The organism is Indibacter alkaliphilus LW1, assembly GCF_000295935.2.
GTDB classification, from domain to species: Bacteria; Bacteroidota; Bacteroidia; order Cytophagales; family Cyclobacteriaceae; genus Indibacter; species Indibacter alkaliphilus.
The window spans coordinates 522,405-539,750 of the sequence record NZ_ALWO02000023.1; the positions used below are offsets into that span (position 1 = coordinate 522,405).

9 protein-coding genes are annotated in these 17,346 nt (G+C 39.3%); 1 reads left to right on the top strand and 8 read right to left on the bottom strand.

The annotated features are described in order from the left end of the window. Positions 1-552: 552 nt before the first annotated feature. The 3 genes from A33Q_RS06470 to A33Q_RS06480 form a co-directional block, all read right to left on the bottom strand. Positions 553-2,967, bottom strand: coding sequence for an ABC transporter permease (locus A33Q_RS06470; RefSeq protein ID WP_016254789.1), 2,415 nt, complete (start codon positions 2,965-2,967; stop codon positions 553-555). Positions 2,968-3,121: 154 nt separating this feature from the next. After that, positions 3,122-5,578, bottom strand: coding sequence for an ABC transporter permease (locus tag A33Q_RS06475; RefSeq protein WP_009032703.1), 2,457 nt, complete (start codon positions 5,576-5,578; stop codon positions 3,122-3,124). Positions 5,579-5,606: 28 nt separating this feature from the next. Continuing rightward, complete coding sequence (locus A33Q_RS06480) at positions 5,607-7,985, bottom strand: ABC transporter permease (protein WP_009032704.1); 2,379 nt, start codon at positions 7,983-7,985, stop codon at positions 5,607-5,609. Between the two features lie 294 nt (positions 7,986-8,279). Here A33Q_RS06480 and A33Q_RS06485 point away from each other — a divergent pair, with 294 nt between their 5' ends. Continuing rightward, entirely contained in the window at positions 8,280-9,215 is a 936-nt protein-coding gene (locus tag A33Q_RS06485) for an alpha/beta hydrolase (protein ID WP_051394825.1), read from the top strand. 14 nt (positions 9,216-9,229) lie between these two features. Here the strand turns inward: A33Q_RS06485 and A33Q_RS06490 are convergent, their stop codons facing one another. The 5 genes from A33Q_RS06490 to A33Q_RS06510 all read right to left on the bottom strand — a co-directional run bounded on the left by A33Q_RS06490 (position 9,230) and on the right by A33Q_RS06510 (position 16,998). After that, positions 9,230-9,655 carry a response regulator gene (locus A33Q_RS06490; RefSeq protein ID WP_009032706.1) on the bottom strand — a complete coding sequence of 142 codons (426 nt, stop codon included), beginning with the start codon at positions 9,653-9,655 and terminating at the stop codon, positions 9,230-9,232. 81 nt (positions 9,656-9,736) lie between these two features. Beyond that, positions 9,737-10,849, bottom strand: a complete 1,113-nt coding sequence (locus A33Q_RS06495) for a sensor histidine kinase (RefSeq protein WP_016254790.1) — start codon at positions 10,847-10,849, stop codon at positions 9,737-9,739. A 14-nt stretch (positions 10,850-10,863) separates the two neighbouring features. Then, positions 10,864-14,988, bottom strand: a complete 4,125-nt coding sequence (locus A33Q_RS06500) for a PAS domain S-box protein (RefSeq protein ID WP_016254791.1) — start codon at positions 14,986-14,988, stop codon at positions 10,864-10,866. A 232-nt stretch (positions 14,989-15,220) separates the two neighbouring features. Continuing rightward, positions 15,221-16,234, bottom strand: a complete 1,014-nt coding sequence (locus A33Q_RS06505) for a S41 family peptidase (protein ID WP_016254793.1) — start codon at positions 16,232-16,234, stop codon at positions 15,221-15,223. Further along, positions 16,231-16,998: a hypothetical protein gene (locus A33Q_RS06510; RefSeq protein ID WP_009032708.1), complete on the bottom strand. Its 768-nt coding sequence runs from the start codon at positions 16,996-16,998 to the stop codon at positions 16,231-16,233. The genes A33Q_RS06505 and A33Q_RS06510 overlap by 4 nt, the downstream gene beginning before the upstream one ends. Positions 16,999-17,346: the final 348 nt, after the last annotated feature.

The window sequence follows — 17,346 nt, forward strand, 5'->3', positions numbered from 1 at the left end:
TATAGCTTTACGATTAAAAAACCGAAGGCCGGGTTGCACGGGTTGATGAATAAAAAGGGAGACTGATAATCTAAAAACCTCAAAGGTCGCAAACCTTTGAGGTCCTCCCTACCGCGACGACAGGACCTCGAAGGTTTTTCTCTGAGACCAAACCCTGATTAAAACCAAAACTAAAAATCATTATGTCATATTTTTACCACATAGTTCATGAAGAGCACATAGAAAATTTAAGATATTCTTTTAAAGAAAAAATGGAAACTGCCTAAAATCTATGTGTTCTCTGATTCTATGGGTAAATTTTTTCCGGAGTTTATTTGCCTCTTTTTCATGATTTTTCACATCGTCTGTGCCTACGGCACTTTGGATACTTGCTCTTTATCCTAATCCCGGCAATGAATTACCGGGATAAGATATCGGTCATGACCGCCCGGATGACCGGTCGGACGTGCCTCATCCTTTACTCAACCCTTCAACCTACTCGGTCTCAATTCGTAAATCTAAAATCTAAAATCTAAAATTTTCATCCCTCGTCCTTCATCCTTCATCCTTTCCTTACTCGCTTTTCAATATCTCCGCCGGATTTCTCTTGGCTACTCCTATGGAATGAAATCCTACCACGAGCAAGGCCAATATCAAAACCCCAAATCCTACCCCCAAATACATCAGAAAGGGCATTTCGATTTTATAGGCAAATTCCTGTAACCACATATTGCTGAGGTAGTAGGCAGGGTAAACAGCCAATGCAAATGAAATCAACACCAACCATACATACTGTGTGGAGATCAATCCGATAAGCTGTAAAACTCCTGCTCCAAGAACTTTTCGAATGCTTATTTCTTTGGTCCTTTGGGCAATAGTGAAGGAAGAAAGTCCAAATAATCCCAATATGGAAATCAGGATGGCCATGCCTGAGGCAAAGCCAAATACGCCTTGAATCTTCCGGTCTTCTTCATAGAATTGGGCCAACTGCTCATCCATAAAACTGAATGAAGCCGTTTCCTCAGGATACATTTCTTTGTAAAGATTTTCCAACCTTTCTTTGGCATAAGCCATGTTTTGTTTGCCTGATACTTTGGTTATCAACAGGTAGAAATAATCCGGATTATAGGTCAATGCCATGGGCATTATCTCTTCCTTCAGGCTTCTTGCATTGAAATTGTCAATGACTCCAACGATGGTTTTATTATCCCCGCCAAACCTAACAATGGTACCGACAGCTTCCGAAGGGTTACCGAAACCTGCTTCATGGAGAAAATTCCTGTTTACCAAAAGTTCATCCTTCTGATTATTGGATTTTCTTCCTGCCAATAATTTGAGCTGATGGACGTCCACAAAGCTTGAGTCCACATTCATCACATGAATGTTTATCCTCGTTTCACTGGTATCTCTGGGTACAATAAGATCAGAGGTCCAGATGCTGTTGGAAGAAACTAATACGCCACTAAGGCTTACTCCTTCAACAAAATTTTCATTTCTCAATCTATCTGCAAAGGTTTCTCTGGTATCCCTTTCTCCCATAAATGGAAGATTGGTATATAGCACGGCATCCTTTTCAAAACCCAAAGGCTGGGACTTGATAAATTTTAGTTGGGAAGTCAGTACAGTGACCAAAATGATAAATGCAATCGATGCAGAAAACTGGATCACTGTAAGATTCTTTCTTAGAAAAACACCCACAGAAAAACCTTGAACATGATGTACTTCCCCTTTGAGGGCTCTTTGGGGCTGGTATTTTGCCAGCACAAAAGCCGGATACAGTCCGGAAACAAAAGTAAGGAGCAGCATTAAAACAAAAAGAAAAACAAGGCTCAGGCTATTGAAATAGGACGGCTCGAAACCTTGGGGCAGGTATTCCCGAAAATATTGTGTAATCAGGTCTGCAAATAAAATTGCAACAAATCCTGAGATCAGGACAATGGCAAAAGTTTCACTTAGAAACTGAAAAATCAATTGCCCTCTCCGGCTCCCCAAGGTTTTTCTGATGCCCACTTCTTTGGCCCTGTTGATGGCCTGGGCGGTTTCCAGGTTGATAAAGTTTAGGCAAGCCAACAACAAAATGATGAAACCTATATAAATCAACCCATCCAACATGGACCTGGAAACTGCTGTATTGTCAAAATTTTCATTGAAATGGAAATTCGCTAAGGGTTCAGCAAAAAATTCATTCTTGGAATTCGCATCTTCAGCGTAGTATTTATCTGAAATGGTTTTCAGCCCCTCCTCAATCTCTGATTTGCCAGTATGTTCAGCTACTAAAACAAACAACTGACTTGAAGTATTGAGATTGCCCCAACTTTGAAGCCCATACCAATCTTCCTTACCCTTTTTTTTGATCGTACTGAAAGAGATGAAATCCTGGAAAAAGAAATCTGTTTTTTGATCATAATCCCTGACAACACCTTTGACCTGCGCCATGATGGAATCATTGGCATCCAACCAAAGAATCTCTTTTCCCAATACATCGTGAGGGGCCGATCCTGGAAAATATTTTTCCATACTGGCTACTGTTATCACTGCTGATTCAGGTTCATTCAAGGCAGTATAGGGATCACCTGCCAGCCATTCCCTTTGGAAAATCTGCATAAAACCAGGATCTGCAAATGCCACTTTATTGCTTCGGCCCAACTGCCGGTTTTGCTCTGGTATGGACACCATGGTTTCATGCAGAATATATAAGCGTCCTTTTTGGAAGATATTGGCAAGTTCTTCGTCTACCACTTCTCCCAAAGGACCCGGTGTGGCAGAGCTTTGGAAAAAGCTTCCGGGTTCCCATTCTATACTGGAATTGATCCTGTAAATCCTATCAGCATGATCATGGAATGTATCAAAGCCATGGGCAAACCAAACCACGTTGAAAACCAACAAACAAACAGCCATTCCCAAAGAAAGCCCCAACACATGGACCAATGTGCGAAGCTTGTTTCTTTTGATGTTTCTAAGAGCGATTGTAAAATAATTTTTAAGCATTTCGGCATTATTTAAGATTGGCAAATTAGTGTGGGAAGAGTGAGGTTTACGGGATTATCTGGGAAAATTTAACTCTCTCACTAATCAATTTTCATCCCACATCCCCGCCTGGATGACCAGTCGGAAAGGGTCATCCTTCCTATCTAAGGTTTTCCTATTCTCCCTTCAAAGAGTCAACAGGATTGATACGAGCTGCCCTGAAAGACTGCACACCCATGACTGTCCAAGCTACTGCCATCACTAAGCCCATCACTATCAAAAGCGTAGTCCATCCCAGATCAATCCTATAAGTATAATCCTGTAACCATTTGTTCATTCCATACCAGCCAAGTGGTGCAGCAATGACAAAAGCGATAAGCACAAGTTTTGTAAATTCTTTGGAAAGCAACAACACCAAGGAGCTTACCGATGCACCCAATGTCTTTCTTATTCCGATTTCTTTTCTTCTTTGTTCTGCCGTGAATGCCGTCAGAGCAAATAAGCCCATGCAGGCAATAAAAATCGCAAATCCGGTAAACGCCGCAAACACTTTTCCAATCCTTGTCTCGGAGGCATACATGGATGCAAACCGATCATCCAAAAAACTATATGTGAATGGTTGACCCGGTGCTAATTCATTCCATTTTCCTTCAAGTAGCGACAAGACTTCTTTGGTATCTTCTGCCTGGAACTTGAATGATGCTATCCCAGTAGGGTTGGGATCTATAAACATTAGAACCGCACCAATATTTTCCTTCAGTGATTCAAAATGGAAATTCTCCACCACTCCTATAACAGTTCTCAGCTCAGCATTTTCGGTACTGAAGCCATTGTCATTGTCTCCGGAGAAAGAGGATATTTTTTGCCCAATTGGATCACCATCGAAATTGAAATTTTTGACAGCAGTCTCGTTCAAAATAACCCCTGAAGAATCTGAAGGAAAATCCAAACTGAAGTCCCTGCCCTGAATCACTTTCATCCCCAGGGTACTGATATAATCAAAGTCGACTCTCCAATTTTGAATGGAAACCAGGTTTTCCTGATTCTGAATATCCCTACCTGAGACCCACCAAGGGGTATCTGATCTATTGGTCCCCGAAACAGGCAAATATCCACTCAAAGTACCTTTTTCAATCAAAGCACTTGAAATTACCTGCTCTTTAAATGCTTGCTTCTGACTACCCATTGCATAGAGATCATGCACCATGATGATCTGATCCTTACTAAATCCGAGGTTTTTATTTTGTATAAAATTCATTTGTGAAAAAAGCACTATGGTACAGAAAATCAGTATGATTGAAATTGCAAACTGAAAAACCACCAAAGAACTCCTGACTGATGAACTTTTCATTCCTTTGGATATATCTCCTTTGAGAACTTTGGAAGGATTGAATCCTGAAAGAAAAAGAGCCGGATAAGCCCCTGCAATCAACCCAACGATCAAAGCACCTAAAAGCAGATACAAATAAAACATTACATCCGTAAGAGGAAGTTTTAAGCTTCTTCCTGCCAAATCATTGAAAAAAGGCAATAACAAGGAAGCCAATAAAATGGCCAGCAAAAAAGAAAAAAGACTCATTATAAAGGTTTCACCTAAAAATTGACCTATCAGTTCATTCCTGCCTGAACCCATCGTTTTCCTAACACCTACTTCCTTGGCCCTATTGGATGATTTGGCTGTAGCCAGGTTCATAAAGTTGATACAGGCAATCAATAAAATGAATACAGCTATCGCGATAAACAGATAAATGTATGTAATAGAAAAGTTTGCTTTGAACTCCCCTAATAAATCAGAATGTAAATGTATGTCCAATAATGGCTGTAAACCGTAATCTACTTTGTTGCCTGAAGCCTTAAATTGTTCCAAGGTAAAATCTTCACCCAAAACCTGTTTCAATACTGGAGCCATGTGCTTTTCACTCATTGCCCTGATTTTCTCCTCCATAGCATTGGGATCAGACCCAGGATGAACAAGTAAATAGGTTTGGAAATTATTACTCAACCATTGACCGCTTTTGGCTTCAGCCAAGCCTTCTGCTGCCAACAATGCATGAAATTGAAAATGGCTGTTTTCAGGAATATCAGCAAAAACCCCAGTGATGCTGTAAGAGGTCTTGTTATCAAGAATCAGACTTTGACCGATTGCATTTTCTCCCTTGAAGAACTTGTCAGCCAAGCTTTGACTCACTAGCATGGTATTTGGTTCATCCAAAGCCTTTTCTCTACTTCCCTGTACTAAAGGAATATCGAAAACATCCAAAAAGCTTTTTCCTGCAAATACTACATCATTTTCTTTGATATTGTCCTCATATCTTTTGATCAAAAATGAACCTTGTTGTCTAAAATGAACAGCTGCTTCGACTTCAGGGATTTCAGCTACCAAGGCCTCAGCCATAGGTGCAGGAGCAAATGTCATATTCATGGCATTGCCACCAAAGACAATATCTGAACTGATTCTGTAAATTCGCTCTGCATTGGGAAAATGCCTGTCATAGCTCAATTCATTTTTAACAAAAATTGCGATAATCATGCATAGAGCCATTCCCAATGACAGACCCAATACATTGATAAAGGAAATGCTTTTGGTCTTCCAAAAGTTTCTAAGGGCAATTTTCAGTATATTACGGAACATATAATCTGTATTTAATTGGGTTCAATAACTATTCACTTTTGAGAGCATTTGAAGGGTTGGTCCAAGCTGCCTGAAGAGATTTGTATCCTACTGTGAAGACTGCAATTAAGCCTACCAAAATCAATGAGAATGCATAAAATTGCCAGGATAATTGGATTTTTGAACTGTAATCTGAAAGCCATTTTTCCATCAGATAACCCGCAAGTGGTGCTGCTAAAGCAAATGAAATCAACAAGAGAATGATATACTCCTTGGAAAACATCGCCAAAACCTGTCCTGAGCTAGCACCCAAAACTTTCCTGACTCCTATTTCTTTGGTTTTCATCGCCGCCATAAAGGAAACCAATCCATAAAGCCCAATGGACCCCACTATCACAGCTATAAAGGAAAAAATGATAAAGAGTGTAGTCATCCTTTGCTCCAGCTCATAGAATTTTGCAATTTTTTCGTCCAGGAAGCTTGCTTGGAAAGGGAATTCCGGATAAAGGTCTTTAAATACTTCTTCTGCTTCTGCCATCACCAAATTGGCATTGGAACCGGTTATTTTTAACCCTACTGTGCTAAACAGGTGTTTATTTTGAAATATAAATGTAGGCTCTTTGTCAGACTTGAGGGAAGACCCATAAAAATCTTTGATCACCCCAACAATGGGTGCGTCTATTCCACCAATATTTACATAAACACCCAGAAGATCTTCGGATTTTTCAAACCCCGACTTTTTGGCAAAAGACTCTGTAGCCAAGTAGCGCGTTACTGTATCTTCTTTGATGAGGTTTTCTCCATGCAATAATTCCAAACCGTAGGTATCCAAATAATATTCATCTGCGGGCTTGATAAATACCGTGTACTCTTCCCTGCTTTCCACCATGATCGCATTGGTGGAAGAAGTAGAGCTGGAGGCAGGCTCTGTAAATGAAATTGAGGCATTGTCCACTCCTCCTAGGTTTCTAAGTCGTTCAACCAGAAGCTGAGCTTTATCAGGATTGCGCTCTGGAATGGGAAAACTTACGATAGCATCTTTTTGAAAACCTATATCCGCAGTCCTTAAATGGTTCATCTGCATCACCAAGACCAAAGTTCCAATGATAAAAAATTGGGTGATCATAAACTGAAATACAACAAGGCCCTTCCTCATCAGGTAAGAGCTTGTTTGCTTAGACTGATACTGTTCTTTTATCGCCCGAACAGGATTCAATTGACTGATGGTCAAAGAAGGGTAAATGCCTGAAATTAAGGTTATCAGTAACCAAATCCCCATCACCGTCAAAATTCCCAATGGAGAAAATATAATATAAAAATCAGCTTGGGTACCTAGAAAATCATTTAAGTATGGTAATGCCAGACTTCCGATCAAAAAGGCGATAAAGATTGAAAAAAGGCAAATCAATCCTGTTTCACTCAAAAACTGCAAAACAATATGTTTTTGGTGACCTCCAAAGACTTTTCTTAGCCCTACCTCCTTTGCCCTTTTGCCAGAAAGTGCCGTACTCAAATTGATAAAGTTGATACTTGCAGTAAGCAAAAGGAAAAATGCTACTCCAAGCATCACATGAATGGAATTGGGAGCGACCTGATACCCAAAATTCCCATAGCGTTCATCAAAATGAATTTCTGAAAGTGGCTGAAGCTTGTGAGCTCTATTGATCTTAGTGTCTTTTCCAAGATATTTTTCAACAAAAGCAGGCAATCCTGCTTCTACATATTCCCTGGACTCTTGATCAGGCAATACTACATAAAATTGGTCATCACTATATATGCTCAACCAGGCTCCCTCTTCTCTTTTTTGTCTTAAATTTTCGTAGGATAAAAAGATGTCAAATGGAAAATCAGTGTTATCAGGAAAATCATCCATCACAGCTGTAATTGCATACACATCCCCCTTATGAAATTGAAAGGTATTGCCTACCACATTGGATGTGCCAAACAATTTTTCTGCATATTTTTTAGATATCACCGCCTGATTGGATTCGTTCAGTATACCTGAAGAATTCCCTCCTTGAATTTTTCTATCAAAAACTTTGAAAAAGTCATCAGAGGTATAAGCAATGTTGGACTCCATAAAAAACTTTTCATCTTCGCCTTTCCGTACAGCTACCAAACCATTATGCCCTCCGGAAATCAATACAGATTTATCAATTTCCGGAAAATCATTTTTAAACGCTTCCGGCAAAACAGCAGGAACTCCAGAGGTATAATATTCCCTTGATCCTTCAAATGTATCAGTCACTACTCTGTAAATCTGATCCGACTTGTCGTGATATTGATCAAAACTTCTGATATGAGAAACCAAAGCGAAAACCAAGAGACAGGAACTCACGCCAAGACTCAATCCAAAAATATTGATCGCTGAATAAAGCTTTCTTTTGGATAAATTTCTCCAGGCTATAAGTAGATAGTTGTAAAACATAAAACCGGTAATTTGTATTCGATAAACACTTTTTCAAAAATACTGTAGACCCTATTTTCAATACCAATGCCAAAGAAAAGCTTCAAAAACCTCTGAACAGAGGCGATTGGGACGAAAAACTCTGTTAAAGACGGACAAATCCGTCCGCATCCGAACAAAACTTTATACTTGACATTTTTAATTATATTAGTTCAGTTTTTAGTCTATCAAGTATTCACAAAGAGTAACTGGATGCTAAAATCAAATCTAACTTTAAACCTATTAACTATGAAAAACAAACAAAAAGCAATTAGAATGTTGGCTGCAGTTCTCACTGCAGCGATCTACCTTGTACCTTTTACAGAGCTTTTGGCACAAGATGGAACTATTTATCCTTTGGATACACCAGAAGAACCAAATGCGATTCCGCTTGGAACAGGAGGAGTAGAAAATCAGCCATCTCCTGAAACTTGGTTTTTACAGTGGGGAGACCCTATGGCAAGAAACATTTCTACTGCGACACTTACCCCATTTTTGCCAGATCCCGAAAAGGCTAACGGAACTGCTGTCATTGTTGCACCAGGAGGAGGTTTTAGCTGGTTGTCTATGGGAAATGAAGGTTGGGAAGTAGCAGAAGCTCTTGCAGCTCAAGGAATAGCTGCTTTTGTACTCAAATACCGATTAAACCCTACAGCAGAATCATTAGAAGACTTCTCGGCATGGATGAACCGTCCCCGAACCCCGGCCCCAGTGAATAGTTCAAATACTGCTGAAAGTACCACAAGGTCAGCGCCACCACAAAGAAACCTTAGCAATCAATTGGAGGATGCGGAAGCGGCTTATGACATGATAGTTTCACGTGCTAAGGAATGGGGAGTAAATACCGACCGAATAGGAATGATCGGTTTTTCTGCAGGAGCAGGCCTGACCATGCATTCTACACTAAATTCCGAAAAGATGAAACTTGCCTTTATCGGACCAATTTATGGTGGAATGGGAGCTGTGGATGTCCCAAAAGATGCTCCACCCATGTTTAATGTAATTGCAACAGACGATTTCTTGTTTTTAGGTCAAACAGGAATAATTGAATCTTGGTATAATGCTGGAATTCCCGTAGAATTTCATTTATACCAAAATGGCGGTCATGGCTTTGGATTGGGAAACCCTGACCGTACAAGCAATCGCTGGTTTGATGCCTTTATTTACTGGTTGGAAGTAAATAAGTTCATACCCTCAAAAAGTGCTGGATAAAATCATGCATGAAATTAATCCGCCAATGTTGACAATTGAAGCCAAAATTCCTCAATCTTCAAAATAGCTCCCAAAAACTCCTCCATGTCCAGGGGTTTTTTCACATAGCTATTGCTATGGTTTTCATAGGCTTTCTCCACATCTATATGACTGGAGGAAGTGGTCAACATAATTACCGGAATCTTCTTTAAGCTAGCATCTTCCTTTATCTGCTTCAACACTTCATGTCCGTTGAAAATAGGGAGATTGATATCGAGTAGAATCAGGTCAGGTTTAGAAGCATTGGTGAATTTTCCTCTTTGGAATAAAATATCCAATGCTTCCTTTCCATTTCTGGCAACAGTGATGGCTGTTTTGATTTTACTTTCCTCAAAAGCATCAAGCGTAAGGACAATATCACCCTCGTTATCCTCTACCAATAGAATTTGTGCAGGCTTCATATCTTATTTTTTTTACATAAACCGCTTTACTTGAAAGCGTTTTTATCTTTCCGGCTTTCGCTAATGTAATAAATTAATCCTTTAAGATTTGGGAATGGTAAAATAAAATATGGATCCTTTACCGGGTTCTGATTCCAGCCAGATCTTACCTCCCCAGGAATCAATATGCTTTTTGGCTATAGAAAGCCCTATCCCAGTTCCGGAATATTCTTCCCGATTGTGCAAGCGCTGGAATATGACAAAAATCTTTTCAAAGAATTCGGGTTCTATACCTATCCCATTATCAGCAATGCTGATTTTCCAAAAGTCACCTGCATCTTCTGAATCCACACTCACCTCCGGCCTAACCCCCTCTTTGGTATACTTGATTGCATTATCCATGAGACAATGAAGGGTTTGAAGCATAGGAGCCTTGTAAGTTTCCACTACCGGAAGTGTACCCATATTGATTTTCACTCCTTTTTCGGTTATCAATCTGTTTCTGAGAATTTGATAATCTTCCAACAAGGAGTTAAGATTCACTTTTTCTAACTGTTCTGTCAATCTTCCTGCACGGGAATATTCAAGAAGGTCCAATATAATCTGCTTCATCCTCTTGGCCCCATCAGTTGCAAAATGAATGTACTGAAGTGCCCTATCATCAAATTGATCCTGATATTTTCTTTTGAGTTGATCCAAAAAGCTCGTAATCATTCTCAAAGGCTCCTGCAAGTCATGAGATGCAATAAATGCAAATTGCTCTAATTGCTCATTTGAAGTTTCCAATTCATGGGCATGCAGCTTAAGAGATTCATTCAGTTTGAGAAGTTCTTTTTCGAAACTCTTTCTTTCTGTAATATCCGTCATGGCACCAATTACTCTCGTAACTTGACCTTTGGTATTTCTCAAAAACTTTGCCCGGTCCACTACAAAGGCATAAGAGCCATCTGTTTTTAAAAATCTATATTCTTCATACCAATCCTTTTGCCTAGGATCAGACATATATTTATCGACCTGACTGACAATATGCTCCCTATCTTCTTCATGGATCAGAGATAGCAATAGTTCAAATGATGGCTTTATTTCTTCTGGATTATATCCAAATAAAGTATAGAATCCTTTTCCCCAAAAAAGTTGATCCTTGACCAAATCATAATCCCAAATAGCGTCATTGGTTGCTTCTGTTACAATTTCAAAGCGTTCATTAGCTTCCAAAACTTTTTTCTCAGCTATTTTTTTTCAGTTACATCCCTGAAAAACACACTGATCCCTTCAGGAGATGGGTACCCGCTAGCTTCATACCATTGATTTAACGGCTGAAAAAACTCCTCAAAATTTACTGGAGTTTGTGTTTGGAAGGCACGCTCATATTGTTTGAAGAACTCCAATTCCTTGGCTAAAGGGAATTTATCCCACAAATTATTTCCTATAAGGTCCTCTCTTGGTATTCCTATAATTTCTTCTGCTCGCTTGTTCCAATAAGTGACATTCCAATCCTTATCCAAGGCGAAAAATGCATCGCCAATTCTTTCCAGGATTTTATTTTTCTCTTCAAAGGCCTTCATCAATCTCTGATCAGCCTCTTTTCTCAGTGTAATATCTCTAAAAAAAACTGTAAGACCTTCTTCCGAAGGATAGGCATTCACTTCTAGCCAAATGCCATAATAATCTTCAAAAGAAATCGGCTTTCCTGTTTCCAAAACCTTATTGTAATTGGTGTAAGAAGGTAACGAAACAGCATCAGGAAAGACATCCCATAATCTCTTGCCAATCAATCGTTCCCGCTTCACACCTAAAAGATCCTCCGCAGATTTGTTCCAATAAGAAACAATGAAGTTTTTGTCAACCGTGAAAAACGCATCGGCTATACTTTCTATAATATTATTTTTTTCCAAATACGCCTTCTTCAGCATTTCAGCTGAAATTTTACGCTCTTGGATATTTCTGAAAAATACAGATATGCCACCACTGAAAGGGTAAACACTGATTTCGTACCAATTCTGATCTTTTCTTCTCAAATATTCAAAAGATTCAGATTGACCACTAGCCGCTACACGGTAATATGATTCTTCAAGGGCTGTTCCCAGTGCATTTGGGAAAACTTCCCAGATATTTTCACCAATGACTTCGGACTCCGTTTTACCAAGCAATTTTTCTGATTCCCTATTAAAATAAGTGAATTCCCAATTGCTATTAAGTGCATAAAAAGCATCAGAAATACTCCCCAAAATCTCCCGAATCTGAATTTCTAGAGATTTAGAAGCATGAATATCCTGAAAACTTCCAAAGATTTTAACACATTTGTTTTTAACCCGCTCATGCTTCCCTATGCATCTGATCCACTTCTCTTTTCCTGAGTTAGTGATTATTAAAAGTTCCTCATCAAATTCTATCCCCTCCTTTATCAATTTGTCAACTGCATTCTCGATTCGTCCTTTACTATCTGCCTCGTAAAACTCAAATCCACCGGTAAGAGAAGGGTTGTAATGATCATCAACCTCCAAAATTTCCCTAGTCATAGGAGACCAATACATGGCGTCATTGTCTTCATTTAACAAATCCAATTCCCAGCTTCCGATTTTGGCCATTCCTGTAGCTTGTTCCAACAAAGCTTCATTTTTTGCTTCCTGAGTGATATCCAAAACCACTGAATTGAACGAAACTGAACCGTCCGGTAAAAAATAAGGGGAACCATATCCTAAATGGGTTTTAACCTCCCCACTTGGCATCACATATTTCCAGCTTGCAGTCCATTTAGATTTGGATAGAATAGATTCCGTGATACTTTGGCTAACATCCTCAAAGTTGCCCCCTTCTCTGATTTGGTTCCAAACGAGCTGATTATTTTCCAAAACCTCATCAGGGCTGAATCCCCAAATTTCTACTGAACCTTTTGTCACATATTTCAATGTATCAGTGCTATCAGGGTAGATCAAATACTGAAATACTACTCCCGGTAGATTATCTGCCAAAGATTGTAGGCGTACTTCCGCATCTTTTCTTTCGTGGATATCCTGAAAACTACCGTATACCCGTACACATTGCCCATCAACAAACTCCGCTGATCCTATGGACCTTACCCATCTTTCTCTCCTCTTGGCAGTAATCAATACAGCCTCAAAATCAAATGGCAATCCTGTTTCTATACAATGATTTACTTTAGCTTTTACTAAGCTCTTAAAATCTTCTCTGTAAAAGTTTATACCCGTTTCCAAATCAGGAATAAATGTATTTGGGTCTGTTTCATGAAGCTCATGCACAAGCTCAGACCAATAAACCTTATTTCTGGTAATATCAATTTCCCAGCTACCTATTTTAGCAAGGGTATTGGCCAGACGGTTTAATTCCCTTAGTTTTTTCTCTCCTGAGATATTTCTGGCAGTGGCATAGATCAAGCCTTCTTCCAAGCTGGAATTACTGGTCCAACTCAGCCAAATGATTTCACCACTCTTGGTGATGTAGCGATTTTCAAATTCTGATGTATTTAGGCCTGCTTTAAGCCTGCTTAAATCCTGGTTGGATATTTCCCTGTCCTCGGGATGAAGGAATTTTTTAAAAGTAGCATTGATGATTTCATCTTCATGATAACCCAATAGCTCACATCCGGCTTTATTGATTTTGAGAAATTTACCTTGGAGGTCTGTGATGCAGATAATATCAGGGATAGCATCGAATAGATGTTCCAGGTCGTTTTCCAACCTTTTGCGATTGATTTCTGAACCGATAAATTGCTCCAGTTGCTGGAAGATTTTGACATACTTTTGAAGGAAACTAAGCTCATGCTGGGTTCCTATTACCAATACACCTACAATTTTCTCATTACAAAGTAGAGGAATTCCAAGCGCTGAAGTGATTCCGGCTTTTTCAGCTGCCTCTTTTCGAATAAAATCTTCATGTTCATTTATTTCTTTCCATAGAAGCGCAGTTTGTTTTTCCCAAACTATGCCTGGTAGTCCTTCCCCTTGGTGAAAAGAAGTAATATCACTGCTTTCAATGTAAAACACTGCTGCTTTGGAAGTGGAAGCTTGGTGGGCAAACAACTGGATTTGGGAGTTTTCCAGATTTGGCAACCACAACTCCACAAAATCAAATTTGCCGAACTCACTGACTGTTTGACAAAGTTCATTGGAAGCAATCATCAAATTGTTTTCAAACGAAAAATCTTCATTGATTTGGTTCAGCAATTGATTCTCGAGTTCCTTGTTTTTTTGCTCTGTTACATCGCGTTCTATGGCAACCCAGTGCGTAAACCAACCCTTTTCATTGGCAACAGGCGAAACCGAAAAATTAATCCAAAACTCCTCGCCATTTTTTTTGTAGTTTATTGTTGTGATTTCACAAGATTCCCAGTTTCTCAACGCACGGCTAAGTCTAGATAATTCCTCTTGATCAGAGTTGGGACCTTGCAATATTCTAGGTGTTTTACCGATCACTTCCTCAGCAGTGTAACCTGTCATTTTAGTAAAGGCTTCATTGACATAAATGATCTTAGGCCCCGGCAGCTCAAAGGGCTCCGCTTCAGTGATCAAAATAGAGTCAGAAGTATTGGTAATGACACTTTCCAAAAGTTTCAACCGCTGCTCCTCATTTTTCTGGGGAGTAATATCTTCACAAATGGCTACAGTTCTGATAGGTTTGCCTTGTTCATCCCTTATAAAAGCCAGATGAAGACGAACCCATACGGTTGAGCCGTCCTTTTTAATATATCGCTTTTCATTTCTGTATTGAGATTCCCCTCGAACAGCTTTGCTGAATATTTCCCAGTCTTTCCCCCTATCATCAGGATGGGTCAAATCTACAAAACTCATATTCAGCAGCTCTTCTGTACTGTATCCGGTAATTGTCTCATAAAAAGCATTGACCAAAATAATCTTACCGTTAGATGGGTCAACTTGTGCAATTCCCAAAGATGCAATGTCAAAAATAGTCTTGAATTTAGCTTCGCTTTTCCGTAACGCCTCTTCTGACTCCTTTAACTTTCTTAGCTGATCTTCTTGTTCTGATACATCTTGGCAGACAATCAACATACATTCTTTTCCCTGAAAACCTATTTTATGCCCATTGATTTCCATTCTGATGAGTTCTGCATTCTTTTTTTGATGGGTAAATACTCCGAAAAAAATGCTGCCTTCCTTTTCATCTATCCCTTCATGGGCCATAACCATTTTTTGAATCTCCTCCTTTGGGCGAAGATCCTTGATGGTCAGCCCCAAAAATTCGTCCTTGGAGTAACCGTAGTGATCAATTGCCGCTTGATTGACATCCAAAATCTGATAAGTCTCCAAATCATAAACCCACGATGGAAGTGGATTTAAATAAAAAAGACTACTGTAGTCAGGTAATTTTTTTTCCATGAATGTACTGTGTCTTGGGGTGGATCTTTAGAAAAAAAGGTTTTGAAGAATTACTTTAATCTAAAGTAACTAAAACCCCACTAAAAAGAAACTTTGCAGTATGTATTTTGAATTTGAATTTAGATCAAGAATTGAAAAAGGCTATTACCAAAATTATTAAAATTCATTTTAAGCGGTGGAACCATGCCTCTTAATTTTTTAAATAATAGGAATTGGATAAACCGAACAATTCTCATTCCTTCAACCAATCAATCGCTGCTTCAATAAAATGATCCTTACCATCAATCTGATCCATCGAATGGGTCAGCAAAACATCCACCTCAACGCCAAACTCTATTTGGACATTATTCAGATCAACTGTTTGACTTCCTGAAAAACGGTAAGTCCAGCCATTGGGAAGTTCAGCAAAAACAGGGATACCTCCCCCGCCTCCCGTTTGGTCCCCAAACAAGCGTGCTTGGGGTATAGTCTTCATCATCTGTGCAAAAAAAGTAGTACTACTATAAGACCTTCTGTTGGTCAGGACAGCAACTTTCCCGAGGTATTTTTCCCTTGAATTGGGACTGATCCTCAGAGGAGCCCAAGGTGTAAAGTCCGATCTACCGGGTCCGGTTTTAAAGCGCTGACTTGCATAGGTCACCTCCTCTTCAACAAAGCGGGAGCCAATGTTTAGCGCATTTTGAAGGTTACCCCCTCCATTGCTTCTGACATCTATGATCAAACCCTCATGAAACTGCATCAGACGGATGATTTCGTCCATATGTTGTTGCGTAATATTACGCTCAAAAGAGCGGTAATTCACATACAACATATTGTCAACACTTTGAGCAAGTAAGGGTCCAATGATACGGTAGTCAGTTTTCAAATATTGGTCAAATATCAGCTGCTCATCATAATACAATGGAAAATCCTCATACCAGCTCCAGTTTCGTGAGCGGTTGAAAGTACTCAACAGATTCACATGTCCATCTTCCAATTCTGCCAACAAATTCCCAAGAATTTCAAACAACTCAAATTGATCCAAACCCTCATGAATCAAAGGCGCATAGATCTGTTTTTGGAGCTCCCAGTCTATTTGTTTTTCTTCGAAAAAACTGTAGCGGTTATGGATGTCAGTCCATAAATGCTCAAATACCGCACTTGGGCTGACCTGAGGATCCTTGGGTTGGAGAATTTCTTCGCAGCTGCTCCCTATCAAAAGAAAAGTGAGGATCATCAACATTTTTAAATACTGACTGTTCATCATAGTCTGAAATTTAACTGAAAGAAATAATGTCCCCCTGAGCGCTGTGACCGCTGGGCATTTTCCAAAGAGGTATAATGCCAACGGTAACCTAAACCGACTTCATTGCCATTGGATAATTGATAAAACAACTGATTCAACATACCCAAGTCATGTTGTTGAAAAGGCTGAAACAATCGGATAGACTGCATAAATGCATTGAAAGTAGACTGTTCGTGCAGAAAGGCATCCGGTGGGCTAGTGAGGTATGATGCGGAGAAAAGAAAACCTATGACCTGTATATGTGCCTGAGAAGCAAATCTCCACTGCTGATTCTTCCCAAAAAATGTCTGATAGCGGGCAGCAGGCCCAAAGGAAGTGTGGAAATCAAACCTAGGATTAAAGTTTTGAGATTCCTGATAATTCCGCAAACTCAAAGCATTGTTATTGGACCAACCCAAGTTCAATTGTTCTGGCAGCCAATCAGGTTTATAAAAGGTATAAGTCATGATGCTGGCCTGAGTTGCCCTCATTTCAGCACCGAATTTATTTTGAAGGGGTAAACTGCTGTAATGGATATAAACCTCATCTGCTTTTTTTTCGCCTTCACTGGAAAAGCCCAAAGTAAATCCTGCATTGCTACCTTTGTACACCAAGGGAGAATATCCAAAATCCCTTTCCCATGTATTTTGCGTGCCCGTGTTCAGCAGCAGGGTGTACTGCTTCTCTTGCCCAAATACAGTCCCTAACGAAAGGAAAAGGCAAATTGAAAAAAGAAAGTTTTTCATGTTCTTTGTTTGTACTTCAAACTTAAGAACATCGAGAGATTTAAAACATGACTTTTGTCAAGGAAAAAAGTAATTATTACGGTTAGATTCAATTCTTATCTGTCTTTTAAGGTTTATTTTCTAATTACCAAAAAAGAGAATAACGCTTGGAAAACCGATTTGAAAAAAAGTAATGTGTTTATCCGTAAAGCTGCGGGAAACCAAATTTCTTCTGATTGAAAAAGTCCGATGACGGTTGACCGATGTAGCCAAGAACTTTGTAATTCAGGTATTTTGTAGCAGGACACATTAAATAATTATAGAGCGTTAAGATGATATCTTTAATTGCCTCATATTATTTAATATTTA

Excerpts from the sequence above, each read along its gene's own strand:
- A33Q_RS06480 (WP_009032704.1), bottom strand. The coding sequence starts at position 7,985 with ATGTTTTACAACTATCTACTTATAGCCTGGAGAAATTTATCCAAAAGA.
- A33Q_RS06470 (WP_016254789.1), bottom strand. The coding sequence starts at position 2,967 with ATGCTTAAAAATTATTTTACAATCGCTCTTAGAAACATCAAAAGAAAC.
- A33Q_RS06485 (WP_051394825.1), top strand. The coding sequence starts at position 8,280 with ATGTTGGCTGCAGTTCTCACTGCAGCGATCTACCTTGTACCTTTTACA.
- A33Q_RS06475 (WP_009032703.1), bottom strand. The coding sequence starts at position 5,578 with ATGTTCCGTAATATACTGAAAATTGCCCTTAGAAACTTTTGGAAGACC.
- A33Q_RS06505 (WP_016254793.1), bottom strand. The coding sequence starts at position 16,234 with ATGATGAACAGTCAGTATTTAAAAATGTTGATGATCCTCACTTTTCTT.
- A33Q_RS06490 (WP_009032706.1), bottom strand. The coding sequence starts at position 9,655 with ATGAAGCCTGCACAAATTCTATTGGTAGAGGATAACGAGGGTGATATT.
- A33Q_RS06500 (WP_016254791.1), bottom strand. The coding sequence starts at position 14,988 with ATGGAAAAAAAATTACCTGACTACAGTAGTCTTTTTTATTTAAATCCA.
- A33Q_RS06510 (WP_009032708.1), bottom strand. The coding sequence starts at position 16,998 with ATGAAAAACTTTCTTTTTTCAATTTGCCTTTTCCTTTCGTTAGGGACT.